The sequence below is a fragment of the Bacillus gobiensis genome (assembly GCF_001278705.1).
GTDB classification, from domain to species: domain Bacteria; phylum Bacillota; class Bacilli; order Bacillales; family Bacillaceae; genus Bacillus; species Bacillus gobiensis.
Map to the genome: position 1 here is coordinate 669,865 of NZ_CP012600.1, position 19,539 is coordinate 689,403.

At 40.4% G+C, this 19,539-nt stretch carries 21 protein-coding genes and 1 other annotated feature; of the genes, 17 read left to right on the forward strand and 4 right to left on the reverse strand.

Annotation, left to right across the window (positions count from 1 at the left end; genetic code table 11):
- Positions 1 to 13: 13 nt before the first annotated feature.
- Complete coding sequence (locus AM592_RS03270) at positions 14 to 193, forward strand: YjzC family protein (protein WP_053602456.1); 180 nt, start codon at positions 14 to 16, stop codon at positions 191 to 193.
- A gap of 42 nt (positions 194 to 235) precedes the next feature.
- On the opposite strand, the gene AM592_RS03275 is transcribed toward AM592_RS03270, so the two are convergent.
- Positions 236 to 421: a YjzD family protein gene (locus tag AM592_RS03275; RefSeq protein ID WP_053602457.1), complete on the reverse strand. Its 186-nt coding sequence runs from the start codon at positions 419 to 421 to the stop codon at positions 236 to 238.
- A gap of 232 nt (positions 422 to 653) precedes the next feature.
- On the opposite strand from AM592_RS03275, the gene AM592_RS03280 reads away from it, so the two are divergent.
- From AM592_RS03280 to AM592_RS03295, 4 genes are all read left to right on the forward strand, one after another.
- Entirely contained in the window at positions 654 to 1,385 is a 732-nt protein-coding gene (locus tag AM592_RS03280; protein ID WP_053602458.1) for a hypothetical protein, read from the forward strand.
- An 86-nt stretch (positions 1,386 to 1,471) separates the two neighbouring features.
- A complete protein-coding gene (locus AM592_RS03285) occupies positions 1,472 to 2,044 on the forward strand; it encodes a hypothetical protein (protein WP_053602459.1) in 573 nt (190 codons plus the stop codon).
- 73 nt (positions 2,045 to 2,117) lie between these two features.
- The gene (locus AM592_RS03290) at positions 2,118 to 3,074 is read left to right on the forward strand and encodes a BMP family ABC transporter substrate-binding protein (protein WP_225970369.1); all 957 of its coding nucleotides are present in this window, start codon (positions 2,118 to 2,120) and stop codon (positions 3,072 to 3,074) included.
- Positions 3,075 to 3,080: 6 nt separating this feature from the next.
- The gene (locus AM592_RS03295; protein ID WP_053605964.1) at positions 3,081 to 3,266 is read left to right on the forward strand and encodes a ComZ family protein; all 186 of its coding nucleotides are present in this window, start codon (positions 3,081 to 3,083) and stop codon (positions 3,264 to 3,266) included.
- Positions 3,267 to 3,301: 35 nt separating this feature from the next.
- Here AM592_RS03295 and AM592_RS03300 read toward each other — a convergent pair whose 3' ends face one another.
- Complete coding sequence (locus tag AM592_RS03300; protein WP_404799050.1) at positions 3,302 to 3,502, reverse strand: hypothetical protein; 201 nt, start codon at positions 3,500 to 3,502, stop codon at positions 3,302 to 3,304.
- A 174-nt stretch (positions 3,503 to 3,676) separates the two neighbouring features.
- Between AM592_RS03300 and AM592_RS03305 the strand changes: the two genes are divergently transcribed.
- The 4 genes from AM592_RS03305 to AM592_RS03320 all read left to right on the forward strand — a co-directional run bounded on the left by AM592_RS03305 (position 3,677) and on the right by AM592_RS03320 (position 7,711).
- A complete protein-coding gene (locus tag AM592_RS03305) occupies positions 3,677 to 4,615 on the forward strand; it encodes a beta-ketoacyl-ACP synthase III (RefSeq protein ID WP_053602462.1) in 939 nt (312 codons plus the stop codon).
- A gap of 22 nt (positions 4,616 to 4,637) precedes the next feature.
- Positions 4,638 to 5,876: a beta-ketoacyl-ACP synthase II gene (fabF, locus tag AM592_RS03310; RefSeq protein ID WP_053602463.1), complete on the forward strand. Its 1,239-nt coding sequence runs from the start codon at positions 4,638 to 4,640 to the stop codon at positions 5,874 to 5,876.
- 73 nt (positions 5,877 to 5,949) lie between these two features.
- On the forward strand, positions 5,950 to 6,729 hold the full coding sequence (locus tag AM592_RS03315; RefSeq protein WP_053602464.1) for a DUF2268 domain-containing putative Zn-dependent protease: 780 nt from the start codon (positions 5,950 to 5,952) through the stop codon (positions 6,727 to 6,729).
- Positions 6,730 to 6,958: 229 nt separating this feature from the next.
- Complete coding sequence (locus tag AM592_RS03320; RefSeq protein ID WP_053602465.1) at positions 6,959 to 7,711, forward strand: YjbA family protein; 753 nt, start codon at positions 6,959 to 6,961, stop codon at positions 7,709 to 7,711.
- 35 nt (positions 7,712 to 7,746) lie between these two features.
- On the opposite strand, the gene trpS is transcribed toward AM592_RS03320, so the two are convergent.
- Positions 7,747 to 8,736, reverse strand: a complete 990-nt coding sequence (trpS, locus tag AM592_RS03325) for a tryptophan--tRNA ligase (RefSeq protein WP_053602466.1) — start codon at positions 8,734 to 8,736, stop codon at positions 7,747 to 7,749.
- 50 nt (positions 8,737 to 8,786) lie between these two features.
- Positions 8,787 to 8,998, reverse strand: a binding site (T-box leader).
- A 44-nt stretch (positions 8,999 to 9,042) separates the two neighbouring features.
- Positions 9,043 to 9,438, reverse strand: coding sequence for a DUF3899 domain-containing protein (locus tag AM592_RS03330; protein WP_082363676.1), 396 nt, complete (start codon positions 9,436 to 9,438; stop codon positions 9,043 to 9,045).
- Between the two features lie 351 nt (positions 9,439 to 9,789).
- On the opposite strand from AM592_RS03330, the gene AM592_RS03335 reads away from it, so the two are divergent.
- From AM592_RS03335 to AM592_RS03370, 8 genes are all read left to right on the forward strand, one after another.
- Positions 9,790 to 11,433 carry a peptide ABC transporter substrate-binding protein gene (locus tag AM592_RS03335; RefSeq protein ID WP_053605965.1) on the forward strand — a complete coding sequence of 548 codons (1,644 nt, stop codon included), beginning with the start codon at positions 9,790 to 9,792 and terminating at the stop codon, positions 11,431 to 11,433.
- Positions 11,434 to 11,544: 111 nt separating this feature from the next.
- Positions 11,545 to 12,474, forward strand: a complete 930-nt coding sequence (opp3b, locus tag AM592_RS03340) for an oligopeptide ABC transporter permease (RefSeq protein WP_053602468.1) — start codon at positions 11,545 to 11,547, stop codon at positions 12,472 to 12,474.
- A complete protein-coding gene (opp3C, locus tag AM592_RS03345) occupies positions 12,474 to 13,502 on the forward strand; it encodes an oligopeptide ABC transporter permease (protein ID WP_053602469.1) in 1,029 nt (342 codons plus the stop codon). Before opp3b ends, opp3C begins: the two co-directional genes overlap by 1 nt.
- A 28-nt stretch (positions 13,503 to 13,530) precedes the next feature.
- Entirely contained in the window at positions 13,531 to 14,586 is a 1,056-nt protein-coding gene (locus AM592_RS03350; protein WP_053602470.1) for an ABC transporter ATP-binding protein, read from the forward strand.
- A complete protein-coding gene (locus AM592_RS03355; RefSeq protein WP_053602471.1) occupies positions 14,583 to 15,524 on the forward strand; it encodes an ABC transporter ATP-binding protein in 942 nt (313 codons plus the stop codon). Before AM592_RS03350 ends, AM592_RS03355 begins: the two co-directional genes overlap by 4 nt.
- Positions 15,525 to 15,653: 129 nt before the next feature.
- A complete protein-coding gene (locus tag AM592_RS03360) occupies positions 15,654 to 16,844 on the forward strand; it encodes a putative glycoside hydrolase (protein ID WP_225970324.1) in 1,191 nt (396 codons plus the stop codon).
- A 653-nt stretch (positions 16,845 to 17,497) separates the two neighbouring features.
- Positions 17,498 to 18,478, forward strand: a complete 981-nt coding sequence (locus AM592_RS03365) for an ABC transporter ATP-binding protein (protein WP_053602472.1) — start codon at positions 17,498 to 17,500, stop codon at positions 18,476 to 18,478.
- A 4-nt stretch (positions 18,479 to 18,482) separates the two neighbouring features.
- Positions 18,483 to 19,508 (forward strand): ABC transporter ATP-binding protein, encoded by a 1,026-nt coding sequence (locus tag AM592_RS03370; protein ID WP_053602473.1) that lies wholly within the window; start codon positions 18,483 to 18,485, stop codon positions 19,506 to 19,508.
- Positions 19,509 to 19,539: the final 31 nt, after the last annotated feature.

A 19,539-nucleotide genomic window follows, 5' to 3' on the forward strand; every position in this document is an offset into this window, starting at 1 on the left:
AAGGAGTGAAATTATGGGACAGCAGCACCAATTTAAACCTGGCCAAAAAGCACCGAACAATGGTATATATGTTGAAATTGGTGAAACAGGAAGCATGGTAAAAGACCCGCAAAAAATCCGCTTGAGTGCAGGTGATATGTTTCCCGACACCTCAAACCATAATCGGATTTGGACTTACCAAAGAAAACCTTAAAAAAACTCTGCTTGGAAAAATATCCAAGCAGAGTTTTTATTTTTAATGCTGTTTCGTTTCTTTCGTAGCTGGCAAAATCTCACCCAAAATAATCAGGAGAACGAACGCAATTACCGCTATAATTGATGTAGTCAATGGTTCGTAAGCTGCTCCATTCATTGAGGCAATTAAATAACCTGCCATGTGAGTTAAAAGGAACGCCCAAAAGAAAAGCATAATAAAACGCACGATCCCACCTCGTCCTTCTTTCCATTTCTAAAGCATATCATACCATAGAAAAATAGAAGGTAAAAGTACTCTAGAGATATATAAACACCAAAATTGTGAACATTTTTCAGACATCCGCTCCAATTTTTGTTTTAATGATAAAATTCAGGGGATAGGACAATTTCTTAACCCTTTCAACAATAATTCCATATGATATAGAGAAGAATTGACGTGGAGGGAGGTGAGGCAAGGGGTGACTATTTTCGAACGTTTTTTTCAATTTGAATCAGAATGGAATGCGATCCATATACCCTACCGGCCAAATGGATTCGGAGTGCTCGTTCTTGGGGACAGGAATCACTTTGTCAAGCCTGAAACAAGCTTTTGGCTGGAGCATGATGGGAAGTACAGGACGATTCAATTGCTTTTGTCTGAAGGTTATACAATTTTTTACAGCAATTTATTTAATCCCCATTGGGGGGCGAAGAAAGCGTCGGATTACACGAGGCATTTTATCCATTACGTATTAAAGCATGAAATTCTAAACGAAAAAATCCATATCATAGCAGAAGGCACGGGTGCTCTAGTGGCTGCAAATCTTCTGAATGAATCAGAAGAGCAAATTCGTTCAGTTGCTATGCTCACTCCTTGCCTTGACCTGCAAAGCTATTATGAGAACGAAAAAGAAAATAAATTTTTTTATAAGCAGCTCGTAAAACAATTGGAAAAAAGCTACGGAATTCCTGAAAAGGAAATGGAGAATTTTCGATTTCAAACAATTATCCCCTACCACAACAAAGTACCTGTCCATATTTGGCAAAGAATGAATGGGGCCTATCCGTACGATGCCCATGCCAAAATCTTCGAAGAAAAACAAATGAATGGCAAGAATCAGGTGAAAGTAACTTATTATCTGGCTGATCATCCGAATCGAATTCGATCTTCTATTCTGAAATTTTTCAAGAGGCATGAAAAGGAATTGTGAAGAATAAAGTAGTAACAGCCTGAATTCAGGCTGTTTTTCATTTTTGGACGTTAATGAAACTAATAATGAGAGGTGGGACAGGTCAAATGAATTCGGTCCTTGTCCTTGGAACAGATGAATTTTTCGGGCTTACACTTTGTGAAAAATTATTGGATGAAGGCTTTGAAGTCCATGCAGTTTTGCTTCAGACTCAAGTTAAAGAAAAACAGCATTTAATTGAGGAAAGACTGCTGTGGCTGGGAAGAAATGAGCATTTTTATGTAGAACCAAACGGAAAAAGCCAAGAATACGAAAGAATTTATATTATCTATTCTCCTGAACTGGCGGATCATGTCTGGAAAGATAGGGAACATCCTCTTTTTCTTCTTGTCTATGATCATGAAATCGGTCAAGTAAGATTAAATGAGGAAGAGCAAAAACATGTGAAAATCATTCCACTTCCTAAGATGTATGGGCCATGGGACATGAATTACAAGAAAGAAAGGCCGGACGATTGTTTTTTTGTTAATGATGTGGCTGATAAACTAGTGGAAGAAACATCCGATTGGAAGCGGAAAAAATTTTTAGCAGAGATTGAGAAGAAAACGTCAGAAGAGGAAGCGGATAAACTCATTGAACAATGGCAGCGACAAACACCTACAAAAATCGACAAAATATAAGAAACTTCTTCCAAAATTGCTAGAGGGACGATAGAATATAATCATGCATGTTTTGAAAGGAGCTGAGCATGAGTTGGCTAAGCAGCTTGCCACATTGATTGCTGTCCTCCTTGTTTTAACTAGTTGTGGACAACCTTTTACTGGAGGGAAATTAAAAAAAGCGGGGCTTCTTGTACCTGATACGATTAGTGACCAGGTCTGGGGAACAAAAGGATATAAGGGTTTGTTAAGCATCCAATCGGAATACAATGTGGATGTGTTTTATAAAGAAGGAATGAAGAGTGAAGGAGATATCGAGCGTGCGGTAGAAGATTTTGTGAAAAAAGGAACCAATCTGATTTTCGGGCACGGTGATATTTATGAACCAATCTTTAATAAACTCAGTGAAAGATATCCTGATGTACAGTTTGTCTTTTTTAATGGAGACTCAGATAAAAAGAATGTGACAAGCATTAAGTTTAAAGCTGAAGCCATGGGTTTTTTCGGAGGGATGATAGCTTCTCGAATGTCAAAAACGAATGAAATCGGCATTCTCGCTTCATATGAATGGCAGCCTGAAGTAGCAGGCTTTATAGAAGGTTCGCGTTATCAGGATAAAGAAGTCAAAGTGGATGTAGAGTATGTTGGCAGCTGGGACGACAAAGCTAAGGCACTTGAATTAAACAAAAAGTTAATCAGCAGAGGGGTCGATGTTGTCTATCCTGCAGGTGACGGGTATAATATTCCTGTAATCCAGCAATTAAAAGCTAACGGGCTATATGCCATCGGCTATATCAACGATCAAATCGATTTGGGAGACAATGTTGTTCTGACCAGTACAGTTCAGAATGTGGATCATCTCTATGAAACTGTGGCAAGAAAGTTTAATGATGGTACACTTGAATCGGGAACATGCTATGTTGATTTTCAAGAAGATATTATTACCCTTGGTGATTTCAGCCCTCTTATACCATATGATTATCAAAATAAAATCAATCAATTGGTCAAGGATTATAAACAAACAGGAAAACTTCCAAACGAAGGGACGTGAATGAGAGTGCCACATGAAAAATCAATGGAATTTATGCAAATCGCCATGAAATATTTACCCGAAGCAAAGCAAGAATTAGATAAAGCCGGAATCGAGCTGTCAATTGATTCTTTGGAGCCATTTATGAATTTATTCACGAAGGTCATGGCTGAAGCCTATGAACTGGGTAAAACAGATGCAAGCGAAAAGTAAATAAAAAAGCCATTTTTTGAACGAAATGGCTTTTTTTATTTTCCTATTTTTTTCTTTATGCTGTTAAAGAGAGGGGCAAATTCTTTCAGGGCGGGTTTAATTTCATCAAGAGAATTCATGATCTCCCCAATTTGGTTCATCACATGATTATAATCAATCGAATCAGGATCTTTCTGCTCATCTTTGACTTCTTTCTCTTCCGCTTTCTCCTTTTCTTCTCTCTTTCCGAACATCATTTGATTAAAAAAATCATTCCCTTTGTTCAATCGCATTTCCCCCTTTATTGCCAGTTTATGTTTTCGCTCGGCTTTCAGTTTAGGCGCATGCAGTATTGCCAAAGAAAAAAAAATAAGGTACGATTAGTACCAGATACTAATATTAGCTTTTAACTTTGTAAAGGAGCTTATCCTATGAATGCTGGAATATGGGGAATCGGGCGCTATCTGCCTGAAAAAGTCATAACTAATTTTGATTTAGAAAAAATGATGGAAACTTCCGATGAATGGATACGTACTAGAACAGGTATAGAAGAAAGAAGAATAGCCGGAGATGACGAATTCACCTCTGATATGGCATACTATGCTGCAGAAAAAGCTTTGAAACAAGCAAATGTGGATGCGGCGGACATAGATATGATTTTAGTAGCAACTGTTACGCCGGATCGCTCGTTTCCTTCAGTTTCTTGTATGCTTCAGGAAAGGCTGGGCGCACATAGAGCGTGTGCGATGGATTTAAGTGCTGCCTGTGCCGGCTTTATGTATGGCTTAATTACGGCAAAGCAGTTTATCGAATCTGGCAGCTACAAGCATGTTCTTGTCGTAGGGGCTGAGAAGCTCTCGGGGATCACAAACTGGGAAGACCGTAACACGGCAGTTCTTTTTGGAGACGGTGCCGGTGCAGTTGTTCTCGGCCCGGTCAGTGATGGGAAAGGCATTCTATCTTTTGAGCTTGGATCAGATGGAACAGGTGGAAAGCATCTCTATTCTGATGATGCTGCTAAAATTTTCATGAACGGCAGAGAAGTGTTTAAATTTGCTGTTCGGCAAATGGGCGAATCAAGTGTAAACGTCCTTGTAAAAGCTGGTCTGGGTAAAGAAGATGTTGATTTTCTCATTCCGCACCAAGCGAATATAAGAATCATGGAGTCGGCAAGAGAACGTCTTGAACTCCCGCTTGAAAAAATGTCAAAAACGATTCAAAAATATGGGAATACCTCAGCTGCGTCTATTCCGATTTCTCTTGTGGAAGAGCTGGAAGCTGGTAAAATAAAAGATGGAGATTTACTTGTTATGGTAGGCTTCGGCGGAGGCTTGACTTGGGGAGCCATCGCAATGCGCTGGGGTCGATAGCAAAAAAGGTGAGGTGCTTTTTATGAATAAAAAAAGAGTGGTCATTACTGGCATAGGAGCTGTGTCGCCACTTGGAAATACAGCCCAAACATCATGGGAAAATGCCGTAAAAGGCGTTTCGGGAATCGGTCCGTTAACGAGAGTGAATCCTGATGAATATCCTGCTAAGGTTGCAGCAGAGCTAAAGGATTTCGATGCAGCCGATTTTATGGATAAAAAAGATGCCAGAAAAATGGACAGATTTACACAATACGCGGTTGCTGCTTCAAAAATGGCAGTCGAAGATGCAAAGCTTGAAATTACCGATCAAAATGCTCCCAGAATTGGAGTTTGGATTGGTTCAGGCATAGGCGGAATGGAAACATTTGAACAGCAGTATGATGCATTATTGTCAAAAGGACCAAGACGTGTCAGTCCTTTTTTTGTACCGATGATGATACCGGATATGGCTGCTGGGCAAGTATCAATTTACCTTGGTGCAAAAGGAGTTAATTCTTGTACCGTCACAGCATGCGCAACAGGCACAAATTCGATTGGCGATGCCTTTAAGGCAATTCAGCGCGGAGATGCGGATGCGATGATTGCAGGTGGAACTGAGGCGCCGCTTACGAAAATGTCGTTTGCCGGTTTTTGTGCAAACAAAGCACTTTCCACCAATCCTGATCCGAAAACGGCAAGCCGTCCGTTTGATAAAAACCGCGATGGCTTTGTCATGGGTGAGGGAGCAGGAATCGTTATTCTCGAAGAGTTGGAGCATGCGATCAAAAGAGGCGCGAATATCTATGCTGAGGTATCGGGATATGGTTCTACCGGCGATGCGTATCATATTACCGCTCCATCACCGACTGGTGAAGGAGGAGCGAGGGCGATGCTGCAAGCCATTCTTGATGCAGAACTAACTCCGGAAAACATTGATTACATCAATGCACATGGAACTAGTACTCAATATAATGAAAAATTTGAAACGATGGCAATCAAAGAAGTATTTGGCGATTATGCTTATAAGCTGGCGATCAGCTCAACAAAAAGCATGACAGGCCATTTGCTAGGTGCTGCTGGCGGTATTGAAGCTATTTTTTCAATTATGGCAATCAAAGACGGAATCATTCCGCCGACGATTAATTACGAAACGCCTGACGAGGACTGTGACTTAGATTATGTTCCAAACAAAGCTCGTAAGCAGGAAGTAAAGGCTGTTTTAAGCAACTCCCTTGGCTTTGGCGGACACAATGCCACACTCGTATTCAAAAAATATGTCTAGCATAAACAGCAGGTTACCTATACGGTAGCCGGTTGTTTTTTTTTTGCATACGATAAGGAAAGGGGGGATATAGATGAGTGTGATAAACACAGTCAAATGGTTTGATAATGCGGACAATACAGCTGAGCTTTCGAAATACGTGCTGCCGTTATTTGAAGGAGCTCATGAAAAAATGGGAAGAGGTATCCTTGTCCATCTTTCCAGTCACGGAATGTTTCGTAATTGGAAAGATGGAAAAAGCAATATAAAAAAGTTAAAAGAGCAAGGGTTTTATCAAAAAGCTGCGAAAGAAATTAACTTTTTGAAAAAAGAATGGAATGGACCCGATGTTCCAGTAATTATACTTCCAGTAGACGAGCAAAACAGAAGATTACGTGCTGAATTCGGATCAAAAAGCGGTCTTGCCTTTCCTGATAAAATCTTTCTTTTTTTATCCCCTGACAATTCAAACTCCTCAATCGCAGCCCTCATCACCCATGAATATAATCACATTTGCCGTTTAAATAAAATGAATAAAGACGAATCCGATATCACACTTCTGGATACATTGATTCTCGAAGGATTGGCCGAAGCTGCCGTCAATGAACGGTTCGGTAAAAAAGAGACAGCCAAATGGACTGCTTATTACAACAACAAACAGCTAGATCAGTTTTTCGAAAGATGGATTAAGCCAAATATCGACGTCAGACAAGAAGAAGGCAGCCTCATCCAAAGGCTGTTATATGGAAGAGGGCCTTATCCGCAAATGATGGGATATGCGGTAGGATACCGTATTGTAAAGGATTACATGGCAAGGAGCAATAAAAAAATTAAACAACTCCTTACATTGTCATCTGAAAAGTTTTTGCATTGATCACAATAAACATCCGAAGAATGCTCATAAATGAGTGGGAGCGACCCGTAACAAAATAATGGCCACAAGTAAATGCGCAAAATCGGAACCGATAAGTGGCAAAACTATTTCTATCGAGATCTACAGTCAAGCTGTCAAAATTAAGCCCAAAAACTGATCCTTGTGGAATAAATTCTCTTTTAACTGCCTATACTGTTGAACAAAAGTTACAAAAAGTGAGGGGTTAAAGATGTTGTTTCTTCATGATGTGTGGGTCAATTGGTTTGAAGGGGAAGAAAATGGATACAACGTGTGCCATTTTCATGAATGGAGAAAGGATGACAGCGTCGAGTTGTTGGATCAAGTACCTTTGCTTCGGGTTCCGAGCGTGCTGTTTCATTACATAGAAAATGACTTGTCCGAGCTGCCGCCGGATTTGTTGTCTGAAGTGTATCAGAAGGCCTACATTCGCAAAAACCATGAACGTTCGCAGCTTGATTACTGTTTTTGTGTAACAGACGGCATAGGGATTCTTGCGGTGGATACGATAGGCTATACGATTCCAGTCAGAAAAAGCAGGTTGATTCCAAGGCAAGAACAGCTTGTTTATGAAATGGTCAAGGACGTCGATCCTAATAGTTATGATTTTAGCAGCCAGACACTTGAATCTTCAAAAGAGTACCATATTCTTTCCTTGTCGCCCGAGCATGTAAGGGGGTTAACGAGAAAGGAAAGGCAGCTAAAGCAGCTTATGTTTATGGCGCTTGATCAGCTGAAGGGACTGAACAACAAATCGGAAATCGCATATTGGTACACCGAGTGGAATCCGTCTATGTATAAACAAATGAAACGAATGAGCTTCGAACAAATTTGGGATATGCTTTACAATGAAACTGTAGAAGGCTGGTCTGATAAGCATCTGAACTTCTGCGAGAACTTAATAAAAGGACAACCTTTTTTTGAAAAGCTTTGGGATCTTGAAAACGAAACGAAAGTGAATTGAAAAACGCACCGCCATGAGCGGTGCGTTCGTTCTTTCTATCTTCTTTTACGGCCAAGGCCCATTGCATTTTCCATTTTCTTTAGCATTTTAGAAGCTACTCGGTTTGCTCGTTCAGCTCCATCATCTAAGATTTTATCAAGCTCCTCAGATTCCAACAGCTCATAATAGCGGTCCTGAATCGGCTTCAAAGATTCGATGATTACTTCTGCGAGCTCGGCTTTGAATGTACCGTAGTTTTTTCCTTCGTAACGGTTTTCAAGCTCTTCAATCGAAACTCCTTCAAAAATCGAATAGATCGTCAGTAAGTTTGAGATCCCAGGTTTGTTTTCCTTGTCGTATCGGACGACTCCTTCTGAATCAGTGACCGAGCTTTTGATTTTTTTCTCGATTGCTTTCGGTTCATCAAGCAGGGTAATAAATGCTTTTTGATTCGGATCGGATTTGCTCATTTTCTTTTTTGGGTCAGCCAGTGACATAATTCGTGCACCGGACTTCGGAATTTTTACTTCGGGAATCGTAAAGATGTCGTTGTATTTTTTGTTAAAACGTTCTGCGATATCCCTCGTAAGTTCCAAATGCTGCTTTTGATCCTCACCCACTGGAACTAAATCGGTTGAATAAAGAAGGATATCTCCAGCCATTAATGGAGGATAGGTAAGCAAACCTGCTGCTACGGCTTCTTTCCCTGCCGATTTATCTTTAAATTGAGTCATTCGTTCCAGCTCGCCAATGTAGGACACACATTGAAGCATCCACCCGGCCTGGGCGTGTGCAGGAACCTCTGATTGAATAAAAAGAGTCGCTTTATTCGGATCAAGCCCGACGGCAAGATAAAGCGCTGCGAGGCTTCGAATGTTCTTTCTTAACCTGAGCCTGTCCTGAGGCACGGTAATTGCATGCTGATCAACAATACAAAAATAACTGTTGTAATCATGCTGCAGGTCAACGAATTGCTTCATTGCCCCAATGTAGTTTCCAAGCGTGACAGATCCGCTTGGCTGAATCCCTGAAAAAATGGTTTTCATTTCTAATTCTCTCCTTCATATAAAATGCAAAAAGGTTCATTCATTCCCTAAAAAGGGACGAATGAACCGCGGTACCACCCTGATTTATTTCAACACGTGAAATCACCTTAATGTTTGTAACGGAGTCCTCTCCGGCTGAGCCTACTACAAGTTCAGTCAGCTGCTCCAAAGCCCATTCCACATTACTTCGCTACCAGCTTCCAGCACCGCAGGCTCTCTTTAAACGTTGTCAATGTGTACTATTCTTCTTCATCGCATTTTTAGTTCATGTTACGGAATTTATTATATAAAAGAATGATATGGACTTCAAGTTTCTAAAAAATAATACACCATTAGCAGAACGAGCATGATCGCAAATAGCACGAAACCTGTGACACCCAGCGTCTTCATGAACTCTTTCGTATTTTGAGAGCTGCTTTGATTGCTCTCAGGTGATTCCCCGGTCAGTTCGCCGTACATATCCCGCTCCTTTTGGGTGAACAGCCTTCTAAAACTATATGAAATTCCTTTAAAAAAGCCTCCGCGAAAAACTATGTATGACAGTGAAGGAAGAATGAGAAGGAAGGAAACAAGAAACAAAGCATTAATTAAATTTAGCAGAGTAAATCCTCCTGTAAAACACATCATAAGTATGATTAGCAAAAGACAAGAAAATAGGGTAATAATAACTGGTCGAATCGTTAACAACTCCTTTACATTCATATTGTAAAATATTAATAAGTATATTGAAAATTATGTGATAAGTATAGAGAAATATTATGTTTTCGAGATTTACATGAAATAAATATAATTCGTTTTTACTATTAAAGGGAAAAGATTAAACCTGTTATAACGAGAGAAATCTCTATATATCAAGCTTTAGATCATATCAAAACCAATTATTGCATTTTTTATTGAAAATTTATGAAACTATATTACTGGGATTATTAAAATGTTACATTCAGGTAAATTAAATTTAAATTTTTTTAACAAAATGAATGCATAATTTTCAGTTAGCTTGTATAATAGTTTTCGTACACAAATTTATACTTACAGGGAGGCAATACTTGGATGTTGAAAAAATCTAAATTTTCATTGCTTTTGGCTCTTGCCCTTGTTTTCAGCCTGGTTCTTTCAGCATGCGGCTACGGCGGCAGCTCAGAAGACAGTGGAGATAAAAAGCAAGAAGCAGTTATTCTCGAATCAGCTGAACTTCCTGACATGGATTCTGTCAAAGCAACCGACACTGTTAGCTTTACGACGTTAAACAATGTAATGGAAGGCTTATACCGGATGGATCAAAATCAAGAGCCGATTCCTGCCATTGCTGACGGCGAGCCTGAGGTAAACGAAGATAAAACAGTCTACACGTTTAAGCTTCGTGATACAAAATGGTCTAATGGTGACCCTGTGACAGCAAACGATTTCGTTTATGCTTGGCAGCGTTCTCTAGATCCTAAAACAGAATCAGATTACGGCCCATACATGATGAGCGGAAAAATTAAAAACGCTGACAAGGTATATGCTGGTAAAGCAAAACCAAGTGAACTAGGCATTAAAGCAATTGATGACAAGACGCTTGAAATTACGCTTGAAAAGCCTATTCCTTTTATCGAATCATTACTTGCTTTCCCTACTTTCTACCCGCAAAACCAAAAGTTTATTGAGGAAAAAGGCGACAACTACGCGAAAAATGCAGAAAACCTCGTTTATAACGGTCCTTACACCCTTGCGAAATGGGAAGGATCACAAGCTACCACTTGGCAATATGCGAAAAACGATCAATATTGGGACAAAGATAACGTATCAATGAACAAAATTACATTTAACGTATCTAAAGATCCGCAAGCAGCTGCCAATGCGTTTGAAGCAGGAGAGGCTGACGTAACTCCAAAGCTGTCAACTGCTGCAGTACTTGAAAAGTATCAGGACGATAATAGAAAGGTTCAATGGCTGGAGCCGACTATTTTCTGGTTGAAAATGAACCAAAAAAATGAAGCATTAGCAAATGAAAATATTCGCCGTGCGATTGCTATGTCCTTTGATAAAGAAGCGCTAGTGAACGATGTCCTTCAAAATGGTTCCGTTCCTGCCTATTATGAAGTACCACAAGATTTTGTCAAAGACGAATCTGGAAAAGATTTCCGTGAAAACGGCGACTTTTTGAAAATGAATAAAGAAGAAGCGAAAAAGCTATTTGCTCAAGGACTGAAAGAACTTGGTCAATCCGAAGTAACCATTAACTATCTAGGTGACGATACTGAATCAGCAAAAACGATTGCTTCGTATATGAAAGATCAGCTTGAAGGAACGTTAGACGGCCTTACACTTAATATCCAAAGCGTTCCGTTTGCTACTCGAATTGATCGTGACACAAGCGAAAATTATGATCTTCAAGTAGCTGGATGGGGTCCAGACTATCTTGATCCGATCACATTCTCAGATCTGTTTATTACAGACGGCGGAAACAACCACATGAACTATTCAAACAAGAAATATGATCAGCTGATCAACGATGCTCAAAACAAACTTGCTGACAAGCCGGAAGAAAGATGGGCTACGCTACAGGAAGCTGAGAAAGTTCTTTTAGAAGAAGATGCTGCACTTGCGCCGATTTATCAGCGTTCATCCAATGTTCTTGTTTCTGATAAGCTTGAAGGGTTCACTTACCATTTGGTTGGACCTGAATATTCCTACAAATGGTTGAAAGTGAAGTGAGTTTTCCGCGGAATGTTTCGCGGAGGAGAGTATATTCTCTGAATATGCTCTCTTTTTACTTTACAAGATATGTCGAAAAATAAAGAATTTTTTAATTAGGAGGTGCCGTTAGTGATAAAGTATCTTGCGCAAAGAATCTTTTATATGGTGATTACTCTGTTTTTGATTGCTACATTTTCTTTCTTTTTAATGAAATTTATGCCGGGTACTCCTTTTTCGAATATAAATAAGCTCACAGAAGCACAAAAAGCGATAATGTATGAAAGGTATGGACTGAATGACCCTCTTTTTATTCAATACCTCAATTACATGGGAAATCTTCTAAAAGGAGATTTGGGAGTATCCTTCCAATTCAACAATACCTCTGTTGCTGAACTAATTTCCTATCGAATTGGACCGTCACTGACATTGGGTATTCAGGCGATGGTTGTGGGAACGATTGCAGGAATTCTATTAGGGATTATTGGTGCATTTAAACAAAATACTTGGCTTGACTATTTAGCTACTTTTCTCTCTGTCATCGGAAAATCTATTCCTTCTTTTGTTTTCGCTGGATTGCTACAATACTACGTCGGTGTGAAATGGGGGATCCTTCCTACTCAGTTCTGGAACGGATTTGAATACAGCATTTTGCCGACGATTGCATTAGCAATGTTCCCGATTTCGATTGCCGCACGTTTTATGAGAACAGAACTGGTTGAAGTTCTTGGTTCTGATTACATTACGCTAGCGAAGGCAAAAGGCGCGAGCTTCGGGGAAGTTGCTTTCAGGCATGCCTTGCGAAACGCACTGATCCCTGTCGTTACCGTGCTGGGACCTTTAACAGTAAGCCTTATGACAGGTTCGTTAGTTATTGAACGGATTTTCTCCATCCCTGGGATAGGAGAGCAATTTGTAAAAGCTATTACAGTCAATGACTACACTGTTATTATGGGGACGACGCTATTGTTTGCTGCATTATTTGTGTTCATAACCTTGATTGTCGATATACTCTACGGAATTATCGATCCGAGAATCCGTGTGACAGGAGGGAAAAAATAATGTCTCTTCACGAAGAAAAATTACCAAAAGAATTATTTGAGCCAGCCTCTCCTGATCATAAAGAAGCAGAAAAGATCGAACGTAAAAGCTTAAATTACTGGCAGGATGCATGGCTGCGAATCAGAAAAAATAAAGGTGCTGTTATCAGCCTTGTTGTCCTATTGCTGCTTACCTTACTGGCATTATTCGGACCGATGATGAATGATAAGCCCTATTACAAGCAATATACGCCACACGCTAATTTGCCCCCTCGGGTGCCGGTGCTTGAGAACGTCAAGTGGCTTCCGTTTGACGGGGTACGGACAACTCAAAGCGGAAACGTAGTCAATCCTTACGAGGAGAAACAAATTAATGACTATTATTGGTTCGGTACGGACAACCTTGGCCGCGATCTTTGGTCCAGAGTATGGAAAGGGTCACAAATTTCACTGATGATCGCTGTACTTGCTGCTTTAATCGATTTAGTCATTGGTGTTATCTACGGCGCGATTTCCGGCTATTTCGGGGGCAGAATTGATAACATTATGCAGCGGATCATAGAGATCTTAATGGGGATTCCGAATCTGGTTATCGTCATCTTAATGATCATTTTGTTTAAACCTGGATTTGGACCTATCATTCTTGCTTTAACGATCACCGGCTGGATCAATATGGCAAGGGTCGTACGCGCGCAGGTAATGAAAATGAAGGAACAGGAATTTGTACTGGCATCAAGAACGCTTGGGCTCGGGCATGCGAAAATCATCAGCAAGCATATGCTTCCTAATTTAGCTGGTGTGATGATTATCAATACGATGTTCACTATCCCGAGCGCGATCTTCTTTGAAGCGTTTTTGAGTTTTATCGGGCTTGGCCTGCAGGATCCGTTAGCATCTTTAGGAACTTTAATTGATGACGGCTTTAAGGTAATGCTGGCTTACCCAACGCAAATGATTTTTCCTGCAATTGTTATCAGTGTAATCATGATTGCATTCAATTTAATCGCAGACGGTCTTCGTGATGCTCTTGATCCGAAGATGCGCGACTAATTTATATTTATAAAGGCAGGTGAACATTTTGAACACAGGAGAAAAGGTATTAGAAATAAATGATTTAACAATTTCCTTTCACACGTTCAGCGGAGAAGTGCAGGCGATCCGCGGTATTAATTTTGAACTGAATAAAGGCGAAACCTTGGCAATTGTCGGTGAGTCTGGTTCAGGCAAATCGGTTACGACAAAATCAATTATGGGCCTTCTCCCAAAATCAAACTCAGAAATTAAAAAAGGTCAAATTTTATACGGTGGCAAGGATTTGACAAAGCTGAAAGAATCTCAATTGCAGAAAATCCGAGGCAAAGAGATTTCGATGGTATTCCAGGACCCGATGACATCGTTAAATCCGACAATGACCGTTGGAAAACAGATCATGGAGCCAATTATTAAGCATCAAAAGGCAAGTAAGCATGAAGCGAAAAAACGCGCGATCCATTTGCTTGAGCTTGTGGGAATTGCGGATGCGGAAAATCGATTCAAGCAATATCCTCACCAATTTTCCGGTGGAATGAGGCAGCGCGTTGTTGTTGCGATCGCATTGGCGTGCAATCCCAAAGTGCTGATTGCCGATGAGCCGACCACTGCCCTTGATGTAACCATTCAAGCCCAAATCTTAGAGTTAATGAAGGATCTTCAGAAACAAATAGACACATCAATCATTTTCATTACACATGATTTAGGTGTCGTTGCAAACGTTGCGGACCGTGTCGCCGTTATGTATGGAGGTAAAATTGTCGAGATCGGTACGGCAGATGATATCTTTTATAATCCGAAGCACCCTTATACGTGGGGATTATTAAGTTCAATGCCGAGCCTCGATGCGACGGAAGAAAAGCTGTATGCGATTCCTGGATCGCCTCCTGATTTATTAAAGCCGCCAAAGGGTGATGCATTTGCTGCGAGAAATCAGTACGCGATGAAAATCGATTTTGAAAAAGAGCCGCCGATGTTCAAGGTGTCTGATACTCATTATGCAGCAACGTGGCTTTTGCATCCGAATGCGCCGAAGGTAGAGCCTCCGGAAGCAGTGAAGCAAAGAATGAAACAATTCTCCGGTAAAGGAGGCGGAAATTCATGAGTGAAAAAGAAGTACTGCTGGAAGTGAATCATTTAAAGCAATACTTTAATATCGGAAAACCAAACCAAGTGCGGGCTGTTGATGATATCAGCTTTCAAGTGTACAAAGGAGAAACTCTCGGGCTTGTAGGAGAATCCGGCTGCGGAAAGTCGACCACCGGAAGAACTTTAATCAGGCTGTACGATGCAACTGGAGGCGAAGTCCTTTACAAGGGTGAAAACGTCCATTCGAAAAAAACGAAAGCTGAACTGAAGGCATTCAACCGCAAAATGCAAATGATTTTTCAGGATCCGTATGCGTCATTGAATCCCCGCATGAAGGTAGCAGACATTATTGCTGAGGGAATCGACATTCATGGCTTGGCCAAAACAAAAAAACAACGCCAGGAACGGGTCTATCAGCTTCTTGAAACGGTAGGGCTAAATAAAGAGCACGCCAACCGCTATCCGCATGAATTTTCCGGCGGGCAGCGCCAAAGGATCGGTATTGCCCGTGCACTCGCTGTTGAGCCGGAATTTATCATAGCTGATGAGCCAATCTCTGCTCTTGACGTTTCCATTCAGGCTCAGGTTGTGAATCTGATGAAGGAACTGCAGCAAGAAAAAGGGCTGACTTATTTGTTTATTGCCCATGATCTTTCAATGGTAAAGTATATTAGTGATCGAATCGGGGTTATGTACTTAGGGAAGCTGGTGGAGCTTGCTCCGGCTGAAGATTTATATAATAATCCGATTCATCCTTATACTCAATCACTACTGTCCGCAATTCCTCTGCCTGATCCGGATTATGAAAAGAACCGTATCCGCAAAAAATATGATCCATCCGTCCACCGATTGAAATCCGGAGAAGAGATGGAATTTAGAGAAGTGAAACCTGGGCATTATGTCATGTGCTCTGAAGAAGAATTCAAATCATATCAAGCATCATATCAGAAATAGTCATAGAAGGCGGCCCCTATGAAGGGATCGTCTTTTTTCTTTGTTTGTTGTTGAAGTGTTGGCGGGACATACTTTATCCTATTCACGGATTTTTGCTTGTCTTATAATGAAGTTGAGGAGGGGGGTCATGTGCGATTAAATATAATTTTATTCTGTTTATTAGTGAGCTTATCGGCTTCAGCTTCAGCTGATGAAGAAGGGGCAGGTGACGTTAGTACAAAAAATCTTGGAATAAAAAAACTCATGCTGCCTAGTGAAATGCCCAGATTTGAGTATCGCTCCGGTTATGAATTTGAATATCCTGATGCGGTTCGGGGGATTTATGTATCTGGAAATTCAGCAGGAGGAAGCAGGTTTAATGAGCTAACAAAATTAGTGGACGAAACGGAATTAAATGCGATGGTGATTGATGTTAAAAATGATCATGGCAACTTAACGTACAGGCCTGCTAAGGAATCAAAGTATGAAGGGATCAGCCACCAGTTCATAAAAGATCCCCAAGCCATGCTAAAAACACTGGAAGAAAAAAAGATTTATCCAATTGCACGGATCGTAGTGTTCAAAGATTTGGTACTTGCAAAAGAAAAACCAGAATGGTCATTTAAAGAGAAAAACGGTGAGGTATGGACAAACGGACGAGGGGAATCTTTTGTCAATCCATTTCTGAAGGAAGTCTGGGATTACAATGTCGACTTGGCCATAGAAGCAGCAAAAATGGGGTTTAAAGAAATTCAATTCGATTATGTACGTTTTCCTGAAGGATTTGAAAAACGAGATGCCGACCTGAACTATCAGACAGGAAAATACGGAGAATCTGCTGAGGACAACGTACAAAAGCGAGTAAATGCCGTTACTGATTTTGTCGCGTATGCAAAAGAAAAGCTCAAGCCATACAGTGTCGATGTATCGGTTGATATCTTTGGCTACTCCGCCACCATTCCTGAAGCTCCAGGAATCGGACAAAACTTTTCGAAAATATCGAGTAATGTGGATGTTATATCATCAATGATCTATCCGAGCCATTGGACTGGGTATTTTGGAGTAAATAAACCGGATTTAGAGCCGTATAAAATGATTAAGGAATATTCGAAGGTTGAAAAACAAAAGCTGGAAAAATTAGATCACCCGCCAACTTCAAGACCCTGGATGCAGGATTTCACTGCTTCCTACCTCGGAAGCGGAAACTATCAGGAGTATGGGAAAGAAGAGGTAGAAGATCAAATCAAGGCGCTAAATGAAGAAGGAATCAATGAATTTTTGTTATGGGATGCCGCAAACTCTTACACGCGCGGCGTTGATTATACTCCCCTTAGTAAATAAGATGGATTAAACTTGCAGAACTTCTTATTGGAGATTTTCTTCAAGTTTTTTTATTGTTTTCAAAAAATATGTAAATATATTTCAGCAAATGATGTAAGATATAAATAATTTAATATTTCGAACCAAGAAATACAGATGGAAGATATTGTGACGAATTTCTTCAATTTGGTTCTTTTGTAGAATAAAATAGGACCGTTGCCAGTATTAAAAATGCCCCAATACAACCTGTCTACTCAGTACGGACAAATGCATAGATGCATAAATTATGGTCTGATAATATATTTGTGAATAAAATAGTTTTTTGATGATATTTTATTTTAGCAAGATATAGGTGAATCGTAAGACTGGATAAACAAAAGTATCGAAGCTGTAGAAAGCTCTCCTTTTTGATTCTTTACCTCTCTATTTCTATAACGTCTTAAAGTGATAACGTTTTAACTGGTTTCATTTTATTATTTTTTTTTGCTTTTCAACCGACTTAATAGTTCTAAGGTTTTAGTTCTTTTATCTTGATTTGAAACGTCATATTTTTCAAAAATATTAATATTTTTATTATTTTTTATATTGAAAAAATTCTGGCTTGAATGTATACTTTTTCTAAATATAAATTGATAGACTACTTGGCGGACATATTGAATCACGAGGTGAAGTGAATGGCTCAAAATGCAATTTTAAATGTAAAAGGGTTAAAGACCTATTTCTATTTAGAAAACAAAATGGTTGCGAAAGCCGTCGATAATGTTGATTTTTCAATTCAACCAGGAGAGACTTTAGCACTAGTTGGGGAGTCCGGAAGCGGGAAAAGCATTACCTCACTATCTATTATGCAATTAATCAATAAACCTGGAAAAATAAAAGAAGGGGAAATCGTTTTCGGCGGTGAGGATTTAGTAAAGCTCAGTGATAAGCAAATGTCTAAGGTTAGAGGAAATGATATCGCTATGATCTTCCAAGAGCCTATGACTGCGTTGAATCCAGTGTTCACTATTGGAAATCAAATTGTCGAAACATTAGTAAAACACAAAAAAATATCAAAAGTCGAAGCACGCAAAAAGGGAATCGAGCTCCTTAAAACAGTAGGCTTCCCAAGAGCAGAAGCCACAATGAATGAATATCCCCATCAGCTTTCCGGGGGAATGAGACAGCGGGCAATGATAGCAATTGCCATTTCCTGCGAGCCGAAGCTATTGATTGCAGACGAGCCTACAACTGCGCTGGATGTCACGATTCAAGCACAAATCTTGGATTTAATGAATGAAATGAAAGAAAAATTTAATATGGCTGTTCTATTAATCACTCATGATCTAGGAGTCGTAGCAGAATACGCAGACCGTGTCATGGTGATGTACGGCGGTCAAATTGTTGAAAGTACGGATACGCAAAACTTGTTCGAACACCCCGAACACCCTTATACACAAGGACTATTGGCCAGCCTTCCAAGCTTGGATAAAGATGTGAAACGGCTTGGAGCGATAAAAGGAACCGTTCCTCCAGCTTACAGCTTCCCGACAGGCTGCAGATTCGCAGATCGCTGTCCGCATGTAATGGAAATTTGCAGAGGGGAAAATCCGAGTTTAATCGAAACCTCATACGATCATAAGGTTCGCTGCTATCTATACGAAAAGGAGGCTTAGGACATTGTCTTTAGTTGAAAACGATCTCCAGAAATTACATAAAGATGCGGAAGAAGATTATATTTTACATGCGACAAACATAAAGAAGTATTTCCCTATAAAAGGCGGAGTGCTCAAGCACACAGTTGGGCACGTCAAAGCTGTAGACGGTGTAAGCCTTGATGTGAAGCGCGGTGAGACTCTTGGGGTTGTCGGCGAGTCTGGATCAGGAAAATCTACGCTTGGACGTGTCCTTTTGCGCCTGCTGGATCCGACAGAAGGTCAAATTGTCTTCGAAGGCAAAGATATAACAGGTTTAAACAACCGAAAGCTTCGCCCATACCGGCGCGATATGCAAATCGTTTTCCAGGATCCATTTGCTTCGCTTAATCCGAAAATGAGCATTTCCGAATTAATTGAAGAGCCTCTAGTTGTCCAAACCTCCTTAAGTAAAAATGAGCGAAGAGATAAGGTAGACAGCCTGTTGGAGAAAGTTGGCCTTCGCAAGGCTGACAAGTTTAAATACCCTCATGAGTTTTCAGGGGGACAACGGCAAAGAATCAGCATCGCCCGCGCGCTTGCTCTTAATCCTAAATTTATCGTATGCGACGAACCGGTTTCAGCGCTTGATGTGTCGATCCAGGCTCAAGTATTGAATTTGATGGCCGATCTTCAGGACGAGTTTAAACTAACCTATTTATTTATTGCTCATGATTTAAGTGTCGTCAAGCATATCAGCGACCGGGTAGCAGTTATGTACCTCGGCCGGATCGCTGAAATTGCACCAAAGGGAAGGATTTACGATGCACCGCTGCATCCTTATACAAAAGCGCTTTTATCTTCAGTGCCTACAACGGATGTCCGGAAAAAAAGAGAAAAGATTATTTTAAAAGGAGATTTGCCAAGCCCATCAAACCCTCCATCGGGATGCGCGTTTCGCACACGCTGTCCAAAAGCGCATGAACGTTGTGCAGAAGTCCGTCCCGAATTAACTGATATCGGCAGCGGACACTATGTAGCCTGCCATTTGTACACGGAACCTAAGGAATAGTGCTATGGGTACTAGGTAAGGGGGTGATATG

Bases quoted from the DNA above. Each gene is read 5' to 3' on its own strand.
- AM592_RS03285 (WP_053602459.1), top strand. From the start codon at position 1,472: ATGAATTCGGTCCTTGTCCTTGGAACAGATGAATTTTTCGGGCTTACA.
- trpS (WP_053602466.1), bottom strand. From the start codon at position 8,736: ATGAAAACCATTTTTTCAGGGATTCAGCCAAGCGGATCTGTCACGCTT.
- opp3C (WP_053602469.1), top strand. From the start codon at position 12,474: ATGTCTCTTCACGAAGAAAAATTACCAAAAGAATTATTTGAGCCAGCC.
- AM592_RS03320 (WP_053602465.1), top strand. From the start codon at position 6,959: ATGTTGTTTCTTCATGATGTGTGGGTCAATTGGTTTGAAGGGGAAGAA.
- AM592_RS03315 (WP_053602464.1), top strand. From the start codon at position 5,950: ATGAGTGTGATAAACACAGTCAAATGGTTTGATAATGCGGACAATACA.
- AM592_RS03355 (WP_053602471.1), top strand. From the start codon at position 14,583: ATGAGTGAAAAAGAAGTACTGCTGGAAGTGAATCATTTAAAGCAATAC.
- AM592_RS03305 (WP_053602462.1), top strand. From the start codon at position 3,677: ATGAATGCTGGAATATGGGGAATCGGGCGCTATCTGCCTGAAAAAGTC.
- AM592_RS03300 (WP_404799050.1), bottom strand. From the start codon at position 3,502: ATGATGTTCGGAAAGAGAGAAGAAAAGGAGAAAGCGGAAGAGAAAGAA.
- AM592_RS03330 (WP_082363676.1), bottom strand. From the start codon at position 9,438: ATGAATGTAAAGGAGTTGTTAACGATTCGACCAGTTATTATTACCCTA.
- AM592_RS03365 (WP_053602472.1), top strand. From the start codon at position 17,498: ATGGCTCAAAATGCAATTTTAAATGTAAAAGGGTTAAAGACCTATTTC.
- AM592_RS03270 (WP_053602456.1), top strand. From the start codon at position 14: ATGGGACAGCAGCACCAATTTAAACCTGGCCAAAAAGCACCGAACAAT.
- fabF (WP_053602463.1), top strand. From the start codon at position 4,638: ATGAATAAAAAAAGAGTGGTCATTACTGGCATAGGAGCTGTGTCGCCA.